This window comes from Candidatus Pelagibacter sp., from assembly GCF_052049935.1.
In the GTDB taxonomy this organism is placed as follows: Bacteria; Pseudomonadota; Alphaproteobacteria; order Pelagibacterales; family Pelagibacteraceae; genus Pelagibacter.
In genome coordinates this window covers 115092-139103 of sequence record NZ_JBNGZA010000001.1, presented here as the reverse complement: position 1 = coordinate 139103, position 24012 = coordinate 115092, and the positions used below count along the sequence as shown (strand labels likewise).

Sequence of the window (24012 nt, the reverse complement as noted above, 5' to 3'; positions counted from 1 at the left end):
TATGGATGAAGAAACTGCTTTAATAGACTCAAATACAAGAAATGAAACAATAAAAAAATTCTTTCTTAAAAACAAAACGACAATAATATCATTAGTATCTTTAATTATTTTAGGAGTAATTTTACTTATCATTTATGGCGAATATAAAAATAGAAATAAAATTGAGATCTCTGATAGATATAACTCTACAATCATAAATTTTAAGTTAGACAATAAAAGTAAAACATTCGATGAGTTAAGTAAAATTATCGAAGAAAAAAGTCCAACTTATTCTCCTTTAGCCTTATACTTTATTATTGATAACGAGCTATATTCAAGCAAACAAAATGTTAACGCATATTTCGATATTATTATAAACAAAACACCTTTGGAAAATGAAATAAAGAATCTTGTGATTTATAAAAAAGCTTTATTCAATGCTGATGAAATAAATGAAAATGAATTATTAGACATACTAAAGCCAATAATAAACTCCGAAAGTGTTTGGAAGTCTCATTCACTATATCTTGTTGCCGAGTATTTTTTTTCTAAAAATGAAAAACAAAAAGCAAAGGAATTTTTTGATCAAATAAATTTGCTACCAAATTCAAACAGTGAAATTAAATCATTAACTCAAAAAAGACTTTCAAGAGATTTTGGTGATAAATAAAATATATATAATTTTTTTATTTTTATATTTAACTAGTTGTTCAGTACATGATGCTACTGGTTTTTGGTCTAAAGATAAAAAATTAGAGCAAGATAATTTGCAATACAAAGTTCTTTTTGAAGAAAAAGAAATTAATGAAACGGAATTTAATACCGAGTATCAAATAAATGTTGAATTAACTAAAAATAAAATAAATGAAAATTCAAATTTTGATAATAATGATGGATTTATTTTATATGATGGTATTTTTGAAGACACATCTAAATTCTCTTTTTCAAAAATTAAAAATTTTGATAAAATAGAGAATAACTTAATTTTTAATAATCAAAATATAATATTTTTCGATAATAAAGGCACAATAATGTGTTTTGATGAAAATTCTAATTTAGTATGGAAATTAAATTTATATACTAAAGATGAAAAAAAACTTGGACCATTATTATCCCTTCATAATAAAAATGATATTTTGATAGTAGCAGATAATCTAGCAAGATATTATGCTTTGAACATCAATACAGGAGATTTATTATGGGAAAAAAGACACACATCACCATTTAATTCAGAGATAAAAACTTTAAAAAATAAAATTTTTATTCTTGATGCAAATAATACTTTAAATAGTTTTTTTATTAATGATGGTTCAAAAGTCTGGTCTCATATAACTGAAAAATCATTTATTAATTCTTCAAAAAGATTATCCATAGCTATAGATAAAGATAGAATTTTTTTTAATAATTCACTAGGCGACATAACTGCTGTAGAAGCTAAAACTGGAAAATTATTATGGCAAACTTTCACTTTTAAATCTAACATATATGAAGAGCTAATGAGTTTAAAAAATTCTGATATTATTATTAATGAGGGCTCTTTATACTTCTCAAATAATAAGAATGAATTTTATTCTTTGGACTCAGAAACAGGTGCAATCAATTGGATACAAGATATTAACTCTAATTTAAAACCTACTGTAGTAAATAATTTGATATTCACATTTTCTAATACTGGCTTTCAATACATTATTGAAAAAAAAACAGGAAATATTTTGAGAATAAATGATGTGTTCTATCAATTTGAAAATAAAAAAAGAAATAAGATTTTCCCAACAGGCTTTGTAATGTCCAAAAATTATGCATATATTGGAACTTCTATAGGTAGACTATTAACTCTTGATTGGCAAAAAGGGAGAGTAGAAAATTTGATAAAAATAGATAGCAATAATATTTCTAGACCCTCTGTAAATGACAATCTTATGTATCTAGTGAAAGATAATGCAGTAATAAGAATAAATTAATGGTTTTAAAATTTTTAGAAAAAATCGGTAAAAAAAGAGTTGTATTAGATAGAGGTCCATCACATCCAAGATATGATTTAGCTAAACCTTGGATGAATAGATATTACTTATTGTTTAGAAATAGACCAAAATGGTTTCCATTTAATATTCTCATCCATGAAATGTTAGATGATGATCATGGTGACGGTGTTCATAATCATATGTGTCCATATATTACTATTATTTTACGTGGTGGATATTGGGAGACAACAAAAGATGGAAAGTTTTGGAGAAAACCTGGTTACATAGGTTTTCGTTCTGCTAATGCTTATCACAGAGTTGATTTAGAAAAAGGAACTAACCCACTTACGATATTTATCCCTGGTCCATTTGGTTTAAGAAAAGGACCTAGGGCCAAATATAGTTTTAAATTTAATAATGAATAATTTGAATAATCTTTTTTTAGATTATTGCAAAACTGAAAGTTTTGAAGTCAATCAAGCTCAACTTGATGTAATTAATAAATTAAGTCACTTTAAAAATAATTACATTAATACTTCTTTGTTGAAATTTTTTTCAAAACAAAAAGAAAAAAAATTAGGAATTTATTTGCATGGAGATGTAGGTGTGGGAAAAACTATGCTCCTTAACTTTTTTTTTGATAATTTGGATAAAAAAAAACAAAGATTACATTTTAATGAATTCATGATTAAATTTCATGATTTTAAATTTAATAACGCAAAAAAAAATGATGTTATTGAACTTTTTGTTAAAGAGATTAAAAAAAAAATAAATTTAATTTATTTTGATGAATTTCAAGTGACAAATATTGCTGATGCAATGATCTTAGGAAGATTATTTAAAGAAATATTTAATCAAAATATAATTGTTTTTTTTTCCTCAAATATTAAAATTGAAAATCTATACAAAGATGGTTTGCAGAGAGATCAATTTATTCCATTTTTAGAAATTATAAAAAAAAGTTGTATTGAAATTAATTTGTCAATTGACAATGATTACAGATTAGAAAAAGGAAAATCTGAGAGATTTTTATCTCCTCTTAATTCTACAAATAATTTTATATCAAATAAATATTTTAGAGAAATTTCAAAAAATAAAAAGGTTCAAGAGATAAATTTAGATATTAAAGGAAGAAATTTTAAAATTAAAAATTTTTATGATGGAATTATAAAATTAAATTTTAGAGATTTATGTGACAAAAATATTGGAGCTGAAGATTATATCGAAATTGCCAAAAATTGTTCTTTCTTATTTTTAGAAAATTTACCAAATTTTGATGAAAACAATTCTAATCAACAACAAAGATTTATCACTTTAATTGATATCCTTTATGAAAAAAAAATTCCTTTATTAATTACATCTGAAAAAAGATTACATGAAATAAGTTCTTCACCAAGTTTAAAAAATCCTTTTAAGAGAACAATTAGCAGATTATATGAACTAACATCAATTGATTATTAAATATGAAACAAAACTTTTTTGAATTGAATATCAACACAAATGGACAAAACTTATATGAATTTACCCATGAAACTTTAGGGTGGATAAAAAAAAATAAATTCTCTAATGGAGTATTGAATTTAAGTATCTTACATACAAGCGCATCTCTTATTATTCAAGAAAATGCTGATCCAGATGTAAAAACAGATCTTTTAAATTATTTTGATAAATTAGCGCCGATGAATGAAGATTATATTCATTCAACTGAAGGAAAAGATGACATGCCTGCTCACATAAAGTCTGCTGTTACAAATAATCAAATATCTTTAAGTATAAAAGATAGAAAATTATTGTTAGGAACTTGGCAAGGTATATTCTTATTTGAACATCGAATACATCCTCAAAATAGGAAAATTATTCATCATTTTTTAGGAGATTAATTTTTTTTCAAAGTTTGAAAAGCCTTTAAAGCTGCAGCTCTTGCATCTTCATGTATCACTATTGGTTTTGGATAGTTTTTTCCAATAATAGTGTTTAAAGCTGTTTGATATTCAATATCCATTTCCCAAGGTTTATGAATAAATTTTTCTGGCACTTTGCTAAGTTCAGGCACCCATTTTTTTACATAAAGACCTTCTTTATCAAATTTTTCTCCCTGCAAAATTGGATTAAATATTCTAAAATAGGGTGCTGCATCTGCCCCACATCCAGCTACCCATTGCCATTGAGCAACATTATTGGCTTCATTAAAATCTAAAAGACAATTTCTGAAATGTTTTTCACCTTCTTTCCAGTCAATTCTTAAATGTTTTACTAAAAAAGATCCAACAATCATTCTTACTCTGTTGTGCATCCATCCAGTTTCATATAATTCTCTCATACCAGCATCAACTATAGGGTAGCCAGTCATTCCTTGTTTCCAAGCTTTTAAAAATTTTTCATTTTTAACCCAAGGAAATCTATCAAATTCTTTTCTTAAATTTCCTTTAAGCATTTCAGGAAAATAATTTATTAAACTATGAGAGAACTCACGCCAGCCAAGCTCATTCGTATATTTTTTAATATTAATATTTTTAGGTTTAACTTCTGAACATTTTTTATAAATATTCTCAACATGAATTTGTCCATGTTTTATATATGGTGAGAGTTTTGAAGTTCCACTTACACTTGGTATATCTCTATCTGTACCATAATTATTAATTTTATTTTTTATTAAATCATTTAATAAATTTTGCGACTCACTTTCAGAAATTTTCCAATATTTATCAAATTTTTTATACCAATTCTTTTTGGGCAATAAATCTTTGGAATTAATGTTATTTTTAAAGTAGCTAAATTTTTTTTTCACTTTTTGTATTTTTGAATTTTTTGATGGTACTGAATTTAGATAAATTTCTTCCGCAACTCTCCAGAATGGTGTAAAAACTTTAAACGGTGTTTGGTCTTTTTTAGTAACATCTTGAAATTCATTTAGAATATTACCTTTGAAATATTTAAAATTAATTTCATTTTTTAATAAAACATTATCTCTTATTTTTTTACCAAGATTAATAATTTCTGGTTCATAAATTTTATTCCAATATAGGGTTATGCTATCTTTTTTCTTTATCTTAGATAGTACTTCGATCTCATCTCCTTTTTGAATTTCTAAATTGATATTAAAATTAGATAATTCTTTTGAATAACTTTCTAAAGATTTTGAAATCCACCACAATTGAGCTTCACGCTTATTGATAAAATTTTTTGGATTGAAAATATATAGCGCAACTACTTCATTATGGTTCTGACAAGCATGAGAAAGTGCTGGATTTAAATTTATCCTAAAATCTTCTCTAATCCATACAATTGCTTTACTAGACATCTTTAATTTTTTCTAATCCACTATTTAAAAGTTGATCATACATTTTTTGGTCAGTTAAACCTTCACATCCGATGAGAAGAATTTTTGAATTTTCATCAATTCCAACTTCATTTATTTTTTCTTTTTCTTTCATAAGACTGATCAAAGAAATTATACCAGGCACACCACATTCACCTGCAATAATTTTGTTTTCTGAAAATACTTTATTAGATAACAAGGCTACTGTTGAAGAAATTCCTTCATCTGAAATAGATAAACAATGATTAGCTGAATTTTTTAATATATCCCATGCAACTGTTGAGACATCTCCACAAGACATTCCTCCCAAGATAGATTCTTTTTTTATATCTATAGATGTTGGTTTTGAATTTTTGATACTTTCTAGAACACACTTAGCATCTTCGGGCTCAACAATAATAAATCTTGGAATTTCTTTTGAAAATTTAGCAAATCCTGCTATTGCAGCTGCAGCCATACCACCCACACCAGCCTGTAAAAACACATGGCTTATTTTTTGATCTTTTAAATCTTCTATAATTTCCTTTATCATTATTGAGTAACCGGCCATAATATATTTTGGAACTTCCATATAATTTTCCCAAGAAACATCCTGCACAATTTCCCAATTATTTTCCTTAGATTTTTTTAGACATTCTTTTAAAGAAGCATCATAGTTTCCTTTAACTCTAATTACTTCAGCACCTAGAGATCTCATTGCTGATGCTCTTTCTTCACTTACAAATTCACTTATAAAAATTTTACAATTTACTCCTAACCTTTGCGCACCCCATGCAACTGATCTTCCATGATTACCTGCGGTTGCTGTTGCAACTGTATTTGTCTTGGTTTCTTTGATTATTTTATCAACTGCGAAGGCCCCACCTAATGCTTTAAAAGACTTTAAATGAAATCTAAATCCTTCGTCTTTGTAATAAATCTTATCTATATTTAAATAATCACTTAATTTGTTTAGCTCTACGAGTGGAGTAGGTTTATAAGTATCCCATGAACTTATAGTTTTGACTGCTTCTTCTATATATTTATTTGGGAGATATTCTAAAATCTGATCTTTATTAAAATTATAGTTTTTGTTTTTTATAAAACTAGAAATAGAAAAAGCTTTACTCTCTAATACTGAATTCATTTATTAACAGTCGAGTGTATTTCTTCTTTCCCATTCAGTAACTGGTTTTGTTTTATCAAAGCTCTCATTATTGTTAAATTCCTTTAATTCTGCTGATCTAAGCTTTAAATAACTATTGATTACATCGATTCCGAAAGCTTCATTGATCATTTTATTACTTTTTAATCTATCAAGAGACTCACTTAAATCATTTGGTAATTTTGGTAGGTCTGGATAATTTGCATGATCTTCATACATATTACAATGTAATGGTTCACCTGGATCAATTTTGTTATTAAGACCGTCTAAACCAGCCGCAATCACACCAGCTTGTAACAAATAAGGATTTGCTGATCCATCCATCAATCTAAGTTCAAATCTACCTTGATCAGGTATTCTCACCATGTGTGTTCTATTATTACCAGTGTAAGAGATACTGCTGGGAGACCAAGTAGCTCCAGATTTTGTTGGTGGTGCATTTATTCTTCTATAACTATTAATTGTTGGATTAAAAAACGCAGATAAAGAGTCGGCATTTTTAATCAACCCACCTAAAAAGTTATAAGCTGTTTTGCTTAATCCTAATTTATCTGATTTATCTAAAAACTTATTCTTCTTACCATCCCAACATGAAACATGTGCATGACAACCATTACCAGTAAGATTTGAAAAAGGTTTTGGCATAAAAGTTGCTCTTAGACCATGTTTCTCTGCTAAACTTTTAACCATAAATTTAAAAAATACATGACGATCAGCTGTTACTAAACAATCTGAATAATCCCAATTCATTTCAAATTGACCGTTCGCATCTTCATGATCATTTTGGTATGGATTCCATCCAAGTTCTATCATGCTGTCACAAATTTCTTTTATTAATTCATATCTTCTCATCAAAGCTGATTGATCATAACAAGGTTTTGATTGTATATCTCTTGTATCTGCAATTGATGAACCATCTTCACTTATCAAAAAATATTCACATTCAACACCGGACTTCATATTAAGTTTTTTCTTTGATAGTTTTTTAATTTGTTCTTTTAAAATTACTCTTGGAGATGCTTTAACTGGCTTTCCATCCATATATAAATCTGAAGCTAACCATCCAATTTCTTTATTCCATGGCAATTGTATCAAACTATCAGGATCTGGAATTGCAAACATATCGCTGTCCGCTGGTGTCATATCCAACCATGTTGCAAAACCAGCAAATCCAGCGCCATTCTCTTGCATTTCATCTATTGCACGGGCAGGCACTAATTTGGAACGTAAAACTCCAAAGAAGTCCACAAAACTGATTAAAAAATATTTTATTTTTTGTTGTTTAGCAATTTTTGATAAATTTTTTGACATAATCAAAAGGTTATAAACTTAAGATAAATGAATCAACCTTTTTCTTTTAAACCAGGTATCCAATCTGTACCAGCCAAAGGCACTCTTGCCATAGCAGCTGCTTCAACTGTTAGTGCAACTAAATCTTCTGGCTCTAGATTTCTTACATCAGATTTTCCGTTAGCTCTAGCAAGTGTTTGTAATTCTAATGTAAGAGTGCTCAGATAGTTTCTTAATCTTCTGCCTCCTTCAACTGGATCTAGTCTCTCTTCTAATTTTGGATCTTGCGTGGCAACACCTACTGGACATCTTCCAGTATGACAGTGATGACAAAAGCCAGGTTCTGTACCTAATTTTTCATAGTCCTCTCTATATAAATCAGCATTACAGTTAAGCGCCATCATAGCTGCTGAACCAATAGATACTGCATCTGCACCCATAGCTAATGCTTTAGCAACATCCGCTCCAGTTCTTATTCCACCTGATACAATCAATTGAACTTTTCTGTGCATATTCAGCTCTTTCAAAGCATCTACAGCTTCTCTCAGAGCGCCTAATGTTGGAATTCCAACATGTTCAATAAAAACATCTTGTGTGGCAGCTGTACCACCTTGCATACCGTCTAAAACAACAACATCTGCACCAGCTTTTACTGCGAGCGTAGTATCATAATAAGATCTTGCAGCACCTACTTTAATATAGATGGGTTTTTCCCAGTTTGTTATTTCTCTTAATTCTTGTATTTTAATTTCTAAATCGTCAGGCCCAGTCCAATCTGGATGTCTGCAAGCACTCCTTTGATCAATTCCTTGAGGAAGAGTTCGCATTCCAGCAACACGTTCATTAATTTTTTGTCCTAAAAGCATACCACCACCACCTGGTTTAGCACCTTGACCCACAACTACTTCTATAGCATCTGCTTTTCTTAAATCATCAGGGTTCATTCCATATCTAGAGGGAAGTAATTGATAAACTAAATATTTAGAAGAACCTCTTTCTTCTTTAGTCATACCACCATCTCCTGTGGTCGTAGATGTACCCATCGCAGAAGCACCTTTGCCTAATGCGTCTTTCGCATTTGCTCCTAATGCACCAAAGCTCATACCAGCTATCGTAATTGGAATATCAAGGTGAAGAGGCTTTTTTGCAAACCTATCACCTAAAATCACAGAAGTATTACATGTTTCTCTATAGCCTTCTAATGGATATCTTGACATAGAAGCACCTAAAAAAACTAGATCATCAAAATCAGGAACTTTTCTTTTAGCTCCCAATCCTCTTATTTGATAAATTCCTTCATTTGCTGCTCTTTGAATTTCTTGAATTGTTGATGTTGGAAATGTTTTAAATTCTTTTAGATTTTTTTTCATTAATATGATCCTACGTTATCTATTTTAAAGTTATATAAATTTCTAGCAGATCCATATCTTTTAAAATTTTTTGGATCTTCTTTGATATTATTTTCTTTAAATATATTTTTTAAAATTTGAATATTTTTTTCATCCATTTTTTTTTCAATACAATCCGCACCTAAGCTTTTAACTTTTCCTTTGACAAATATCTTAGCTTCATAAATTGAGTCTCCCAGATCAGCGTCAGCATCACCAAAAACAATTAAATTTCCCTTTTGAGCCATAAAGGCTGACATGTGTCCAACTGAACCTTTGACAATAATATTAATTCCTTTCATTGATATCCCACATCTAGAACTAGCGTCACCCTCAATAATTAAAGTTCCTCCATGCCCAGTAGCTCCAGCTGCTTGTGATGCATTTCCATTTATAGTAACTTTTCCTGACATCATATTTTCAGCAACTCCAGTACCAACATTTCCATCAATTTTAATATGAGCATTTTGGTTCATGCCAGCACAGTAGTAACCAGTGTGCCCTTTGATGTTCACTTCAATCTCATCTTTTAAACCAGCACAAATTGCATGTTGTCCTTGTGGATTTAAAATTTCAAATTTTCTTTGATTGTTTTTTCTATCTACATCTTGGAGAAATGAATTTACTTCTCTTAATTTTTTCTTTTTTAAATCTAAATTCATAAATTACCAATGATAAACTACTCCAGGTTTTGGTTCAAAAATTTTAGCATCATTTACATTAGGTAGATGCGCCATAGCTTGAAACTCAGAAGCTACAGCTACATAATCTTTTGTTTCTGCAACAACTGCTGGCTTGCAAGCGATTTCATCTCTTAATAAAGCAAAACCATCTTTAGTGCCTGCTATAAAAGTATAGAAACCATCTAAATCGCTTAAACTATTTTTCAATGTCTTTTCTAAATCTTTACCTTTTGAAATTTGATTAGATATATATCCTGCCGCAACTTCTGTATCATTCTCAGAATTAAATTTTTGACCATCTTTAATTAAAATTCTTCTAACATTATTATGATTTGAAAGTGAGCCATTGTGAACTAAACACTCATCTTCAGCTGTAGAGTAGGGGTGAGATCCTTGAGTCGTTATAGCACTTTCAGTTGCCATACGTGTATGACCAATTCCATGAGTTCCAGAAAAAGATGAAAGTTTGAATTTTTTTACTACATCTTTTGGGTTACCAGTTTGTTTGAAAATATTTATGCTTTTACCATATCCAACAATTGAAACTTCATTTAAATTATTATTTAATATTCCCAAAACTTTCTTTGGTTTTTCTTTCGTTTCCAAAACAATATGGTCAGAAAATATACTTATCTTAGGTTTTTTTATAAATTTTGAAATTTTTTTTTTAAATTGATCTTGAGTTAAATTATTTAGACAAATCGAATACTTGTAAAAACCTTTTTTTTCTTTTGAGTAAATTGCAAAGCCAGCACTATCAGGTCCTCTAGTTGCCATCCCATCCAACATTCCAGATAAAAACTTACCTAAATTTTTTTCATATTTTTTTGTTTTTAGATATATCCCGACTATTCCACACATAAATTATTTTATTAAAGATAAAAGAGCGTCCTTATAATAAATTAGATTTACTATTACAATAATAATTACAGCAGCTATAACTCCATATTTAGCCTTTGGAAATGCTACACCTCTCATTTTAGATGGAGGTAAATTTTTTTCTTCTTCATTCATAAATTTTTAAATAAAAAAAGGGCACAGTCAAAAATTTAACTGCGCCCTTAATTTTATTATTTAATTACCAATTGGCAATATTGTTTTTATAGTCGTTAGCGCTCCGTCTTTTTCTTGCTAGTTTCTCAAGCTTTTCGCTCTCTGATTTAGCAGTCAAAACATGCCAACCTATCCACAAAACTATACCAATAATAACAAGCAAACCTTCGCTAGAACCAGCACCCGGATAAACTGCTCCGACAACTTCCTCTGCTGGTTTGTTAAGGTGATCTATCCAGTTTGTTACTGTAGCCATATTTCTCCTTTACCTTGTTGCTGAGGAAACTGCTTTTTCTGCATCTTTGTCAGCTTCCATTATTTCATAGTCAAGTCCTGCTAACTCTACTTCACGTGGGATTCGTAGTTTACCCATACCGTTTAGCACTTTAGCAATGACATAACCTGGTATTAGTCCTAGAACAACAAACATTATTATTGCTCCTAAGAACTGACCTAGCGGATTAATTGTTGCGTATGTTGTTCCATCCCACATAGCTCCTACACTGTAACCAGACGAAGGATAACCATTTAAAACAAAACCACATATTACAAGACCAATAAATCCAGCATAACCGTGTACAGCTACAGCTCCAACTGCATCATCAATTTTGAACTTACGTTCAACCCAATAATGAAGTTTGTAAGATATAACTACACCAATCATACCAATAATCATTGATTGAATTGGATGGTATAGATCATTTCCTGCTGAAGCACATATAATACCAGCTAATCCACTTGAGTAAGTCCAGAACGGATCACCTTTAGCAATCCAATATCCAGCTAACAATCCTCCTGATAGTGACATCAAGAAGTTAAAAGTAATACCACTAAGTGTAGTTGGTGTTACATAAATGTTTGTAGCAGTCCAGAACGATACACCTTCCATTCCGTACTCTGGTCCAAGATCAAATATTGGAATATTGCACGCTGCATAGAATCCCCAGAAACCAGTATAGATCATAAATAGTCCAACTGTTACTAGCCAAGGATTTCTAGGTCCAATATTTCTTGGTTCACCACTAGATGAAAATTTACCAATTCTAGGCCCAAGAACCATAAGTACTCCTAAAGCAAATCCACCCGCAATTGCGTGAATTACTCCAGATGCATATGCATCATGATAACCTAAAATTTTGAGCATCCATCCATCAAAATGCCATCCCCATGCTGCATCGATTGTCCAGAACACTGAACCAATTGCTATTGCTAAAATACCAAAAGCAAATGTAGTTATTCTTTCAATCACTGCACCAGAAACAATTGATGCTGCAGTCCATGAAAATAATAAAAACGCAGCCCAGAATACTCCACTTATATGGTCATTTAAGTTTATAGCCATTAATTCTGAAGTTGCTGTGTACCACGTTGCACTAAAAGCACTTTCATCCGTTATCAATGCAGTACTTTCATTCATTATTGATGGAGCAATTCCTGGTCCTGTTGGAAATGCCCAATAGATCCACCAACCAAAGAAAAACCAAGTTACTGTTACCAAAGGTATCAGCATTGTATTTTTCATTAATGTGTGTTGATGGTGTTTATAACGAGAAGCTCCAACTTCATACATACAGAACCCAACGTGAATTAAGAACATTAGGACTACTGTTACCCAGTAGTAAAACTCTGTAAATATGGTCGTAAGAGCACTTAACTGATCAGTCATTTTCTCTCCCCCATGTTAATTTCTTAAACTTTATAAAAATTAAAAGAGAGATACAATATTATAAAGACCAGCTATTATGCCGCTGGTCTTTATAAATAATCAACTAATAAGTGAATTTAAAACTTTAAATAAGCTTTTTTCAAATCAACAAGAGGGTGTTTTTTTGACATTTGAAACTTAACTAATAGCTCTCTTGCTATCATGTCCCTGTCTTGTTGGTTGTTAGGTAATTTAATAGATTTCGGGATTGTTACCCAACCATTTGCATTTCTACAAAAAACAGCTGGTCTTCCTTCTTCATAACCCATGTGAACATCTTCTAACCAATTTAAATCATCCCATCCCATTGCTTCTACGTATTTCTTAAGAAATGGAGTTAGTTTTTTGTAATCAGGTAAAAGATTAACATCATATCTGTAACCGATATGTTGGCCTATCATCTTTTCTCTAGCTGTCTCTTTAGATTTTCCAATTACAGCCTTACTTACTTTTTTTGATTTAGCTTTTTTAACTTTTTTCTTTGGCATATTAATCCTTATATTTTATGGAAGTTGTCAACACCAACTGTGTAGTTAGTTCCAGCAAGTGGAACTTTAGCTAATGCTGAAGCTTCAGATGTTAATGCCGCTAAATCTTCTGGCTCTAAAGAATGGATATTTGTTTTACCACAAGCTCTAGCTAATAATTGAGCCTCTAAAGTCATTGTGTGTAAATAGTTATACACTCTTAAAGCAGCATCATCTGGGTTTAATCTTGATCTTAATTTAGGATCTTGAGTAGCAACTCCAACTGGACATCTTCCAGTATGGCAGTGGTAACATTCACCTGCTTTAACTCCCATTTCTTTCTCAAAATTAGACTCCGGGATTTCCTTATTGCAGTTAAGAGCTATCATCGCCCCAGTTCCAATTGCAACTGCATCCGCGCCTAATGCAAGACATTTAGCAAGGTCAGCACCATCTCTTACACCACCCGCATATATTAGTGATACTTTTCCATTTTTACCTACATCATCGATTGCTCTTCTTGCTTCTCTGATTGCCGCTATTCCTGGAATACCAGTGTTAGCTGCTGCAATGTGTGGACCTGCACCAGTTGAACCTTCCATACCATCAATATAGATAGAGTCAGGATCACATTTAGCTGCCATACGTACATCATCATATACTTTTGCAGCACCAAGTTTTAATTGAATCGGCACTTTATTTTTAGTCAATTCTCTTAACTCCTGAACCTTTAAAGCTAAGTCATCTGGACCTAACCAGTCAGGATGTCTTGCTGGTGATCTTTGATCAATACCAGCAGGTAAAGATCTCATTTCAGCTACTTGATCAGTAACTTTTTGACCCATTAGGTGACCACCCATTCCAACTTTTTGACCTTGACCAATAAACACTTCAATACCATCTGCTAACTGTGCGTGATGTGGGTTAAAACCATATCTTGATTGGATACATTGGTAGTACCATTTTTCAGAATATCTTCTTTCATCAGGTATCATTCCACCTTCTCCTGAACACGTAGCACTTCCAGCCATTGTAGCTCCTCTTGCTAAAGCTGTTTTGGCTTCATAAGATAAAGCACCAAAACTCATTCCAGTGATATAAACAGGAATATCAAGCTCTACTGGATTTTCACATCTTGGACCAATTACAGTTTTTGTTTCACATTTTTCTCTGTAACCTTCAATTACAAATCTTGTAAGTGTTCCAGGTAAGAAAGTTAAATCATCAAAATCAGGAATTTTTTTCATCAATGCCATTCCTCGCATTCTGTATCTTCCTAATTCAGCTTTGATATGAATATCGTCAATTACATCTGGAGTAAAAATAGCATTTAAACCAAGTAAACTTTTATTTCTTCCTCCACTTTTATTTAAATGAACATCAGCTTTTCCACCAACTCCAGCTTGTCCATTTGATTTTTTCTTTTTTGCTTTTGTTTTCTTTTTAACCATTAAATTGCTCCTTTTTTCTCTGTAGGTTCTAAATTATCGTAGTTCCAAAGTTTCTTACCAGCCACAACTTTAGTCATCTTACTAACGTCAAAGTTTTCACCAATCTCTGCAACTTTTAATTTTCTTTTTAGCCAAGAAACATCATCTGATGTAAGATCTGCTGTTACAGCATCACTTCCAAAAGACTCAATTTTTCCACCAATATAAATAATTCCATCATACATAGAGTCTCCTAAGTTAATTCCAACATCGCCTAGAATAATTATTCTTCCTCGTTGCATCATGAAACCTGTAAAAGCACCAGCGTCACCACCAATTATAATAGTTCCGCCTTTCATATCGATACCAGTCCTAGAACCAACACTACCTTTACAAATTAAATCGCCACCCCTAATAGCAGCACCAAATGAAGAGCCAGCATTTTTTTCAATCACTACTTTACCAGCCATCAAATTTTCTGCACAAGACCATCCAACACGACCATTTACTCTTACAACTGGTCCATCACATGATCCAACACCAAAGTAACCTAAGCTACCTTCAAAAATTAAATTAAGTTTATTTAAAATTCCAACTCCCAAACTGTGTTTTCCTTGAGGATTTTTGATTACTATAGTTCCGAAACCTTTGCTCATAAGATTATCTATTTCCTTATTAGCTTCAGTTGCAGTCATGTCTTTTACATCAAGTTCTGTTCTTTTATTAAAGTCGACGTCGTAAGTTCCAAAATAAAAGAAATTCTCTGCTTCATCAGGGTTAAAGAATTTTTGCTGAGTTCTTCCAGTAAGCACCTCAGTGTGCATACCCATTGAACGAGCTTTTGATTTTTCAGTCTTTAAATTTGCCATACTTTAACCTCTCCATTAAACGGATCATAAGTGTCAATCTCTTGAGGTAGCACTGATCTAATTGCTATTTCCTCAGATCCCATTGCCACAAGATCATCTGATTCATATAGTACTAACGGTTTTGCTGCCATTGTATCTTTTGCCATTCCTAATGAATTTTTAGTCGCAACAAAGTAAGTAAATACTCCATCTAATTCATGAAGAGAGTCTTTCATACCTTCTTCAAGTGAAGCTCCATTTCTCATTTTATCAGCAAGATATACTGCAATAAGTTCAGAGTCACATTCTGACATAAATCTCATTCCTTTAGTTTCAAGAACTCTTCTATTATTCCAATAGTTTGTAAGTTGACCATTGTGAACAACTGAAACGTCACTAAATGGATATCCCCAAAATGGGTGAGCAGATTTAATATCTACACCAGACTCAGTTGCCATTCTAGCATGACCAATTGCGTGAGTACCAACTAAGTTACCTAAGTTATATCTGTCACAAACTTCTTTAGCATTTCCCAGATCTTTAATTACCTCTAAAGATTTACCTAGAGATAATATTTCTACTCCTGGAACACTCTCAATTTTTTCAGATAAATCTCTTAAGTCTTTTGCGTCATAAGTGATTTCATATCTTAGTGAGTAGGGAAGTATTCTCTCTTCCTTAATAATGTTAGCGCCTAATTCCTTCAATTTTGCATTTACAATTTTTACTCTTTCATCATAAACAGAAACATCTTCCATTATTGATGAACTTCCTTCACCAACATTTTCACCAACTTTAAATCTCATGATGAAATTTTTTCCATCAGTATCCCCGTATAATGCATAACCAGTAGAATCTTCTCCTCTATGTTTTAAAGCCTGAAGCATTCCTTGAAGTTCGCTTCCAACATTAGAAGATTTATTTCTATGAATAAGTCCAGCTATTCCACACATATCTTTTTCCTTATGTTAAATTGTTAATTTATTTTCCTTTAATTCTATTATGGTAGACAATCCAAGTAAGTATCTAGATCCCACTGAGTTGTTGCCCCAAGGAATCTTTCCCACTCATCGTTTTTATACCAATGAAATATCTTATACATTTCATCTGGCATTGCTGATTGAATTACTTTGTCTTCTGATAATCTATCTAAAGCCTCACCAAGACTTAAAGGAAGTTTTTTCACATCCTTACCTGCTTTTTGGGCTTCATATATATTTCTAGACTCTGGTTTACCCGGGTCTATGTTATTTGATATTCCATCATCAAAAGCTTTTAACAAAGCTGCACCCATTAAATATGGATTATGCATTGAGTCTACAGATCTGTATTCAAATCTACCTGGAGCAGAAACTCTTAGACCACAAGTTCTATTTTGATAGCCCCAATCTGCATAAACTGGTGCCCAAAAACCTTGGTCCCACAATCTTCTATAAGAGTTAACAGTTGATGAGCCAATAGCAGTAAGAGCTGGCAAGTGTTTCATTACGCCTCCAATAGATTGCAATCCAATTTTTCCTGGAAGTTGCATATCTTTTGTATCAGGCATAAATGTATTTTCTCCACCCTCAACATAAGTAAATACTTCATCAACACCTGGTAAACTTTTATGACCAAGTTTATTTACTTTATCTTTTCCACCTTTCCATAAAGACATATTTGTATGACAACCACTTGCTGATACACCCATAAATGGTTTAGTCATAAAACATGCAATTAAACCATGTTCTCTTGCTACTTGTGCGCAGATTTGTCTGTAGGTAGAAAGTCTGTCAGCATTTCTTAGTACATCATCATACATCCAATTAAGTTCTAGCTGACCAGGAGCATCTTCGTGATCTCCCTGAATCATATCTAGACCCATTGCATTTGCATACTCAATAACTTTCATGAATACAGGTCTTAAAGACTCAAATTGATCTATGTGATAACAAAAAGGCTTCGAAAAACCTTTTCCAGTGGGAGTTCCATCTTCATTTTTAGTTAACCACATCATCTCTGGTTCTGTTCCAACTCTCATTTGGTAGCCATGCTTCTTTTTGAATTCTTCAGCTATAATTCTTAAATTTCCTCTACAGTCAGAAGTTAAATGTCCGCCTGGATTTTCTCTTTCTTCTCTATTTCTAAAACACGTACAATAAACTCTCGCTACTTTTTTATCCCAAGGTAATTGAACAAAAGTTTCTGGATCAGGGATACCAACTAACTCTTTGGCTTCTGGACCATATCCAATGTAGTTGTTGTGACGATCTAAAAATAAGTTTGCTGTTGCACCATAAACAAGTTGGAAACCTTTTTCTGCAGTTCTTTCCCAGTGGTCTGCTGGTATACCTTTACCTACAATTCTTCCTGTTACTGAAATAAATTGGAAATAAATATATGTTATTCCTAATTCGTTAATTTTTTCTCTAACTTTTTTTACAAGCTTATCTCTACCTGGTTGATTTACATGTTTTTCTAGATCAGTCATTTTTTCCCCTCTTTAATTTTCAGAACAAAAAGTTAGCTGAAATTAAAAAGTCTGTCTACTTGGATAATTAGCTCCAAGGGAACGGACTGTTAGAAGTAGGATGAAGTTCACCCTTCTCGTACCGGTTGAATCTAAACGGTTTTAACAATTCACTTTCTTGTCCTAAAATTTCTTTTGCAACTAGCTCACCAACTCCTAACATTTTATATCCGTGGTTAGCATCAGCAATTAAATATACATTTTCTAAAAATCTATCAAAAATTGGAAAAGAGTCTGGCGTCATACATCCTAGTCCTCCTGAAGGTCCTTTTCTGTATAGATCAGACTTACCTTCAAATCTTTTTTGGCAATGAGCTAATGCAGAGCACCACATATCATTAAATGCTTCAGTAGTTTGGTATTCTGGAGACTCTATTCCATAAGGATCTACATTCACTTGATCAAAATGTTTATCAACTATGTATGGAGAAGTTCCACCTTGAACTCCTAGACCTTCAATATCTGGTTTATAATAAATTCCCCAAATTTTATCTGTTATTAATTTTTTTGTTTTATCTGAATATAAAGGTGCAGTAGAATCTACGTGTATTACCGGAGGCTGTTCACCATTATTCATCTTTAAAAAATCTGGCTCCACACCTATAACACCTTCTTGTAACATCCAATATGTCCACATATCTGTTGTGTGCATTTTACCATCTTTACCTTTAATGTTTGCTGTTTTTGGAAGCTCTAGCATATTCCAAAAATCTCTTGCCCATGGGCCAGCACCAATAACTACTTGCTCACAATCAATAACTCCTTTATCAGTTTCTACCCCTGTAACAGCTTTACTATTACTACCTCTTTTGAAACCATTAACTGTAACACCTTTAATAACTTGTACGCCGTTAGAAGTTGATTTGTTTTCTAAAGCTTTAATTGAGTCTTTGTTAAATGCGTATCCACCTTTTTTCTCATGAAGCACAGATGTAATTCCTTGTGCTTGCCAATCATCGAACATGCCTTTCATATATTTCATGCAATCTTTTTCACCTTCAATAAATTCAGATTCATATCCAATAGCTTTTTGTTGTTCATAAATTGTTGCAACATCCGCATGCATTACTTCTGGTGATATTTGTAAATAACCAACAGCATTGTATTTAAATGCTTTAGGGTCACTCTCCCAAACTTCTACTGAGTGAGCCATTAATTCTCTCATTGCAGGTTGGAAATAGTTATTTCTAACAACTCCACATGCAATTCCGCTAGCACCTGCGGCTGTATCTTTTTTTTCTAGAACAACTATATCGCCAGGGTTTTTATAAGTTTCTGATAATTTCCAAGCAGTACTCAAACCATGAATACCACCACCAATGATAACAACTTTTGCTTTTGAAGGTATAGACATAATTTAAACCTTATTTTTTTGTAAAACAAAAGAATATATTATTTTTTATATATAATTTTTAGAAGTTTTGGATCTGCAACTAATAATTGTTGTTTTTATTAAAAGCTAAGACTCTTTAGAGTTGTTAAATAACTATTGAATTCCTCAATAAATCCTTGGGTAGGTATCACATATTTCTTTCGATGATCTTTCCCTTTTTTTTCTAAATTAAAGAAATTCTTCTCACAAGCTTCTTTAATCATCAGAGCCGATTTAGGCCTAGAAGTTTTAAAAAGTCTTGTTTTAAGTTCTTCAACTGAGAGATTCTCTCTCTTCTTATATGAATGCATTACAATTAACATCATATGATAATGAGAAGGTGATTTTCTGAAAAAATAATTGCTAGATGTATGTGAAAGTTTCATTTGTTCTTCCCAAAACTCCAGAAGATCTTTTGATGTCTTTGGCATTTATTTTACGCTCTTACTCTTGTTTTGTCTGGATCATAAAAAGGAAACCTAACCACTTTAGCTGAAATTCTTTTTTGATGACCATCAATTTTTCCTATTTCTACTTCAGTTCCAATTTCTGAGTACTGGGCATCGATTCTACACAAAGCTACATTTTTATTTAAAATGGTTGATAGACATCCGCTAGTAACAATTCCCACTTGTGATCTGCCAATGTGAACACAATCACCATGTCCAGCAGGTTCTTTTCCAATTAATTCTAAACCAACAAGTTTTTTTTGAGGGTTTTCTTTTCTTTTCTTTAATTCCTCTTTTCCAATAAAATCATCTTCTTTTGTTTTTAATGGAACAGCAAATCCTATACCGGCTTCAAATGGATCTTGTTGACCATCAAATTCAGCACCAAATAAAATTAATCCTGCTTCAATTCTAAGTTTATCTAAAGCAGCAAAGCCTGCAGGAATAATTCCATGTTCTTTTCCAGCCTCCATCAGTTTATCCCAAACTTCAGGAGCATGTTTTGGATGACACCATACTTCATAACCTAGTTCACCTGTGTAACCAGTTCTTGAAACTATTAAAGGAATTCCTTGTAATTCTTCAATTCTACATATTGTAAATCTAAACCAACCAAGCTCATCTATAGATGGTTGAGTAGGTGGAGTAAAAATTATTTTTTTTAAAATTTCTCTACTCATTGGTCCTTGCACAGAAACATTACTAATCTGATCTGTAGAATTTTTAATTATAACTTTGTAGTTTTTCTTTTTGGCCACTTCTTTTAACCATTCACCTGCATACTCATCTCCACAAATCCATCTAAAACCAGTTTCACTTAATCTTAATAATGTTCCATCATCAAACATCATTCCATTTTCGTAGCACATTGCAGAATAAACAATTTGTCCAACAGATAATTTTTTAATATTTCTAGTTAGTGTGTAGTTGCATAATTCTTCGGCATCAGGTCCTATGATTTCAAATTTTCTTAAAGATGATAAATCAATTAACACAGCTTTTTCTCTACAAGCATTATATTCGTTAACTAGACCATGTTTTGTATAATCATTAGGTAACCAAAAACCTCTAGCATCAACAAAGTTTCTTGTTAGTTTTGATGTTCTTTCATAGAAGCCAGAATTTTTTGTAAGTTTTTTTTCAGAGTCTGTTTTCATTCTAAATGCAAAAGATTTACTAAATTCTTTTTTTTTATCGTAAGTTCTAACAAAAATATCTGTAGGATTCCATGAATTACATGCATCGATATCACTTGGACATGCCGTAGTACCAATTGTTAAATCTTTTAAGGCTCTAAACATCACATAATCACCAGGCCTTGAATAAGACTCATCTGATACAACAGAATTTAATCCAGCAGCCGATGTATTAAAAAATAAATTTATTGCATGCCATCCTTTTTGTTTTTGAACACCATATTTTGACATGGACTCTGTTAAATTATCTGAACAATTAGGATGTCCAAAGTAACCTGCATCTTCATAATATTTTGAAGTACATGCTAAGTTGAAAGTATCATGTTTTCCAACAGTATCTCTTATAACCTCTACTAATGGTTCATGATCTGTATCATAAAATTTCGAAAATAATCCTGGGCCTGGAAATGTGTTTCCCATAAAGGTTCTTGTTGTTTGCCAATCTAAACCTTTTTCAATTCCTTTATTTAATTTTCTTGTATCAAAAGCTACAAAGTCAGAACATTGTCTTCCCGTTGGACTAATTACCTGAATATAATCACCTTCTTTAACCTCATAAGCAATTGAAGTTTCTTTATCTATATTTTGTTCATACAAAGGTTCAAAAATTGGATCTGGAATTATATTCAGTTCTTTATCATTTATAATTTTTGCTCTTTTGATAAAAATAGTTAATTCACTTGGAGGATTTTGGTTTGTAACCAACATATGTTCACTTGGAGCAGAGAAAATTGCATAACATTTATCTTTTGACTTTAATTTAATTTTTTCACCTGGTGGAGTATCTTTATCAAAAACCATAGATGATTTTGATTGAGTGATGTTTAGATTTCTTTTTTTTAATTGATAATTTGTTGCAAGAATAGTTTCATCTTTTCCATTTAAAATATCTCTTATGAAATTTTTATCTGAATTTTCTTTAAGATTAAGAATACCTACTTCTGACTTACCGTCTTTATTAAAACAAATTATTTCACAAATTTGATTTCCTTCATCATTAATAATTTCTATTTCGTCATCAGGAAATAATTGAAAAGCAGTTAAACCACCTCCGTTTACAACATGTCTTTCAACTCCAGGTTGCAGGACATTTAGACCTGGTTCTTTAATATCTAGAGTGGTTTTCATAAAAAGCTTATATTTTAATAAATATAATAACTTATCTATATTTTTTATATATATAAAAAATTATTAATGTTGAGCCCCTAATAAATTTATAGTTAAATTAATTTATTAAGGAATAAGGAAAGGGAAAAAAATGAAAAAGTTAATGTCTATTCTATCGGCATTAGTTATTTCTCTAGTAAGTTTTACTGGGGTTTCTAACGCAGCAGATAGTAAAAAACCTATAGTTATCCCAACTCACAACTGGTCTTCACAAGTAGTAATGGCTTATGTGATCGGTGGTATTTTTGAGTCTATGGGAAACAACGTAAAATATGTACCAGCAGATTCTCAAGCTGTTTACGAGTCAATTAGAATTGGCGATGTAACAATCTCACATGAGGTATGGGAGTCAGCTTTTGGTAAATCATTCACAACAGCTTTAGACAAAGGTGGTATCCTTGACTGGGGTGATCATGAAGCAAGAACTCTTGAAGATATGGGTTATCCAAACTGGGTTGCAGAGAAAGGTCTATGCCCAGGTCTTCCAGACTGGACTGCTTTAAAAAATCCTGACTGTGCAAAAAACTTTGTAACACCTGACTCTGGTGGTAAAGGCAGAATGTTAGAAGGTCCACAATCTTGGCACGGTGACTTAATCCCTCAAAGAGTTGAAGCTCTTGGATTAGGTGATTTATGGACTGTTAAATTTGCTGGTGGTGCAGATGCATTATGGGCAGAATTAGCAGCAGCAGAAAAAGAAGGTAGAGGAACTATAATCTTTAACTGGACACCAAACTTTACTGATGGTGCTGGTTTTACATTTATCGACTTCCCTCCATACACAGCTGGTTGCAGACCAGAAGATGGTGGTGATGGAAAATGTGGTTCTCCTGATGGTTACTTGAAGAAAGCTGTTAACGCAGATTTCCCAAAAACTCATCCAGCAGCAGCTGCAGCATTTAAGAAAATGTCTTTCTCAACAAGTCACATTGGTGCAATGGCATCGTTAGTTGATATCGACAAACTTTCACATGAAGATGCTGCTAAAAAATGGTTAGCTGATAATGAGAGTGTTTGGAAGCCATTTACCAAATAAAGGTAAATCAAAATAAACTTTTAAATCTCTCCCAACTTAGTTGGGGGAGATTTTTTTTTAATTATTTTTATGTAAGATAATGAAATGAAAAATTTATTTTTAACTTTAATTTTTACTTTATTAATTTCAACGTCGGTTTTGGCAAGAAGCACCGGCTGTAAAGAAGGAAATTGTGAAAATGGTTATGGTAAATGGATTTATACAGATAAGACTACTTATGAAGGTGAGTGGGTAGCAACAAAAAAACATGGCCAAGGAACAGAGACATGGCCGAATGGTTATATCTATAAAGGTGAATTTAAAAATAGCGTTTGGAGTGGCCTAGGTATTTTAACGTTTCCTGATGGATCAAAATATGAAGGTAATTGGGAAAATGGATTTATGAACGGAGAAGGTAAATTTACTTTACCTGATGGCACAGAGACAGTTGGAGTTTGGAAAAATGGAGAATTACAAAAATAAATTATGATTGAAAAATTTAAAATTCTCTCTGACCAAATAAAACAATTTATTGGTCTCGTGACAGTAACAGTTGCAGTAATTTTATTTTTTACAATTTTAAATAATATTTTTGGTGGCGGTGATGAACTAATTGCAAAAATGAAAGCGGAAGAGGAAAGAATTGCCCAAGAGAGAAAATTAAATGAAGTTATCTCAAAACTTCCATCAGGAGTTTTAGTTGCATTTGATGGAACAGATAAACATAGATTAACCGATGAAATTTATGAGTCAGTCTGTAAAATAACAAAGCTTATTCCACAACGTGCTGTAATGGGTGCGAATTTAATAAATCATAAAGCTTTTCAGATATATACGAACAATGGAAATTTAATCAAAGAAACATTTGTAAAATGGGAAGATAACAAATGTTTTGCAGGTTTTACTCTTGAGGGTCCTTTAGATGATGGAACAATTGAAACAATTACGGTAAGTGGAGAAGCATTAAGTTTTTTAAGCACAGGAATTGATACAAGAGTTTATTATATTAAAAATTTTTAAGAGAGGAGTAGTGAAAG

The 24012-nt window shown here is 31.8% G+C and carries 25 protein-coding genes; 8 read left to right on the top strand and 17 right to left on the bottom strand.

From position 1 onward, the window contains the following. The first annotated feature begins 1 nt into the window (after window position 1). Genes ACTT90_RS00645 through ACTT90_RS00625 form a run of 5 tightly spaced genes read left to right on the top strand, consistent with a single transcriptional unit; the run spans window position 2 to window position 3820 of the window. Window positions 2-649, top strand: a complete 648-nt coding sequence (locus tag ACTT90_RS00645; RefSeq protein WP_440936972.1) for a hypothetical protein — start codon at window positions 2-4, stop codon at window positions 647-649. Beyond that, window positions 639-1940, top strand: coding sequence for a PQQ-binding-like beta-propeller repeat protein (locus ACTT90_RS00640; RefSeq protein ID WP_440936971.1), 1302 nt, complete (start codon window positions 639-641; stop codon window positions 1938-1940). Before ACTT90_RS00645 ends, ACTT90_RS00640 begins: the two co-directional genes overlap by 11 nt. Beyond that, complete coding sequence (locus ACTT90_RS00635) at window positions 1940-2365, top strand: hypothetical protein (protein ID WP_440936970.1); 426 nt, start codon at window positions 1940-1942, stop codon at window positions 2363-2365. The genes ACTT90_RS00640 and ACTT90_RS00635 overlap by 1 nt, the downstream gene beginning before the upstream one ends. After that, complete coding sequence (gene zapE, locus ACTT90_RS00630; RefSeq protein WP_440936969.1) at window positions 2358-3401, top strand: cell division protein ZapE; 1044 nt, start codon at window positions 2358-2360, stop codon at window positions 3399-3401. Before ACTT90_RS00635 ends, zapE begins: the two co-directional genes overlap by 8 nt. Window positions 3402-3403: 2 nt before the next feature. Further along, complete coding sequence (locus ACTT90_RS00625) at window positions 3404-3820, top strand: secondary thiamine-phosphate synthase enzyme YjbQ (RefSeq protein WP_440936968.1); 417 nt, start codon at window positions 3404-3406, stop codon at window positions 3818-3820. On the opposite strand, the gene ACTT90_RS00620 is transcribed toward ACTT90_RS00625, so the two are convergent. From ACTT90_RS00620 to ACTT90_RS00540, 17 genes are all read right to left on the bottom strand, one after another. Continuing rightward, window positions 3817-5241: a cryptochrome/photolyase family protein gene (locus tag ACTT90_RS00620; protein WP_440936967.1), complete on the bottom strand. Its 1425-nt coding sequence runs from the start codon at window positions 5239-5241 to the stop codon at window positions 3817-3819. The two genes, ACTT90_RS00625 and ACTT90_RS00620, sit on opposite strands and share 4 nt — an antisense overlap. Beyond that, window positions 5234-6385, bottom strand: coding sequence for a diaminopropionate ammonia-lyase (locus tag ACTT90_RS00615; RefSeq protein WP_440936966.1), 1152 nt, complete (start codon window positions 6383-6385; stop codon window positions 5234-5236). The genes ACTT90_RS00620 and ACTT90_RS00615 overlap by 8 nt, the downstream gene beginning before the upstream one ends. A 3-nt stretch (window positions 6386-6388) precedes the next feature. After that, a complete protein-coding gene (gene glnT, locus ACTT90_RS00610; RefSeq protein ID WP_440936965.1) occupies window positions 6389-7714 on the bottom strand; it encodes a type III glutamate--ammonia ligase in 1326 nt (441 codons plus the stop codon). Between the two features lie 32 nt (window positions 7715-7746). Next, on the bottom strand, window positions 7747-9063 hold the full coding sequence (locus tag ACTT90_RS00605) for an FMN-binding glutamate synthase family protein (RefSeq protein WP_440929933.1): 1317 nt from the start codon (window positions 9061-9063) through the stop codon (window positions 7747-7749). Next, window positions 9063-9743, bottom strand: coding sequence for a protein glxC (locus ACTT90_RS00600; protein WP_014953537.1), 681 nt, complete (start codon window positions 9741-9743; stop codon window positions 9063-9065). The genes ACTT90_RS00605 and ACTT90_RS00600 overlap by 1 nt, the downstream gene beginning before the upstream one ends. Window positions 9744-9746: 3 nt before the next feature. Continuing rightward, window positions 9747-10625, bottom strand: coding sequence for a class II glutamine amidotransferase (locus ACTT90_RS00595; protein ID WP_440936964.1), 879 nt, complete (start codon window positions 10623-10625; stop codon window positions 9747-9749). Window positions 10626-10628: 3 nt separating this feature from the next. Beyond that, on the bottom strand, window positions 10629-10778 hold the full coding sequence (locus ACTT90_RS00590; RefSeq protein WP_440936963.1) for a hypothetical protein: 150 nt from the start codon (window positions 10776-10778) through the stop codon (window positions 10629-10631). 64 nt (window positions 10779-10842) lie between these two features. After that, entirely contained in the window at window positions 10843-11073 is a 231-nt protein-coding gene (locus tag ACTT90_RS00585; protein ID WP_440936962.1) for a hypothetical protein, read from the bottom strand. A 9-nt stretch (window positions 11074-11082) separates the two neighbouring features. Further along, entirely contained in the window at window positions 11083-12483 is a 1401-nt protein-coding gene (locus tag ACTT90_RS00580) for an ammonium transporter (RefSeq protein WP_014953533.1), read from the bottom strand. Window positions 12484-12599: 116 nt separating this feature from the next. Then, window positions 12600-13010, bottom strand: a complete 411-nt coding sequence (locus tag ACTT90_RS00575; RefSeq protein ID WP_014953532.1) for a hypothetical protein — start codon at window positions 13008-13010, stop codon at window positions 12600-12602. A gap of 8 nt (window positions 13011-13018) precedes the next feature. Beyond that, window positions 13019-14440: an FMN-binding glutamate synthase family protein gene (locus ACTT90_RS00570; RefSeq protein ID WP_440936961.1), complete on the bottom strand. Its 1422-nt coding sequence runs from the start codon at window positions 14438-14440 to the stop codon at window positions 13019-13021. Continuing rightward, window positions 14440-15288: a GXGXG motif-containing protein gene (locus ACTT90_RS00565; RefSeq protein WP_440936960.1), complete on the bottom strand. Its 849-nt coding sequence runs from the start codon at window positions 15286-15288 to the stop codon at window positions 14440-14442. Before ACTT90_RS00565 ends, ACTT90_RS00570 begins: the two co-directional genes overlap by 1 nt. After that, window positions 15276-16220 (bottom strand): glutamine amidotransferase, encoded by a 945-nt coding sequence (locus ACTT90_RS00560; protein WP_440936959.1) that lies wholly within the window; start codon window positions 16218-16220, stop codon window positions 15276-15278. The genes ACTT90_RS00565 and ACTT90_RS00560 overlap by 13 nt, the downstream gene beginning before the upstream one ends. A 47-nt stretch (window positions 16221-16267) precedes the next feature. Continuing rightward, window positions 16268-17737: a glutamine synthetase family protein gene (locus ACTT90_RS00555; RefSeq protein ID WP_440929929.1), complete on the bottom strand. Its 1470-nt coding sequence runs from the start codon at window positions 17735-17737 to the stop codon at window positions 16268-16270. Between the two features lie 67 nt (window positions 17738-17804). After that, entirely contained in the window at window positions 17805-19130 is a 1326-nt protein-coding gene (locus ACTT90_RS00550; RefSeq protein WP_440936958.1) for an NAD(P)/FAD-dependent oxidoreductase, read from the bottom strand. A 98-nt stretch (window positions 19131-19228) separates the two neighbouring features. Further along, window positions 19229-19579, bottom strand: a complete 351-nt coding sequence (locus tag ACTT90_RS00545) for a hypothetical protein (RefSeq protein ID WP_440936957.1) — start codon at window positions 19577-19579, stop codon at window positions 19229-19231. Window positions 19580-19584: 5 nt separating this feature from the next. Further along, a complete protein-coding gene (locus tag ACTT90_RS00540) occupies window positions 19585-21921 on the bottom strand; it encodes a DUF1989 domain-containing protein (protein WP_440936956.1) in 2337 nt (778 codons plus the stop codon). 130 nt (window positions 21922-22051) lie between these two features. Here ACTT90_RS00540 and ACTT90_RS00535 point away from each other — a divergent pair, with 130 nt between their 5' ends. From ACTT90_RS00535 to ACTT90_RS00525, 3 genes are all read left to right on the top strand, one after another. Beyond that, on the top strand, window positions 22052-22996 hold the full coding sequence (locus tag ACTT90_RS00535) for an ABC transporter substrate-binding protein (protein ID WP_440936955.1): 945 nt from the start codon (window positions 22052-22054) through the stop codon (window positions 22994-22996). Between the two features lie 84 nt (window positions 22997-23080). Further along, window positions 23081-23458, top strand: coding sequence for a hypothetical protein (locus tag ACTT90_RS00530; protein WP_440936954.1), 378 nt, complete (start codon window positions 23081-23083; stop codon window positions 23456-23458). A 3-nt stretch (window positions 23459-23461) separates the two neighbouring features. Continuing rightward, window positions 23462-23995: a hypothetical protein gene (locus ACTT90_RS00525; protein ID WP_440936953.1), complete on the top strand. Its 534-nt coding sequence runs from the start codon at window positions 23462-23464 to the stop codon at window positions 23993-23995. Window positions 23996-24012: the final 17 nt, after the last annotated feature.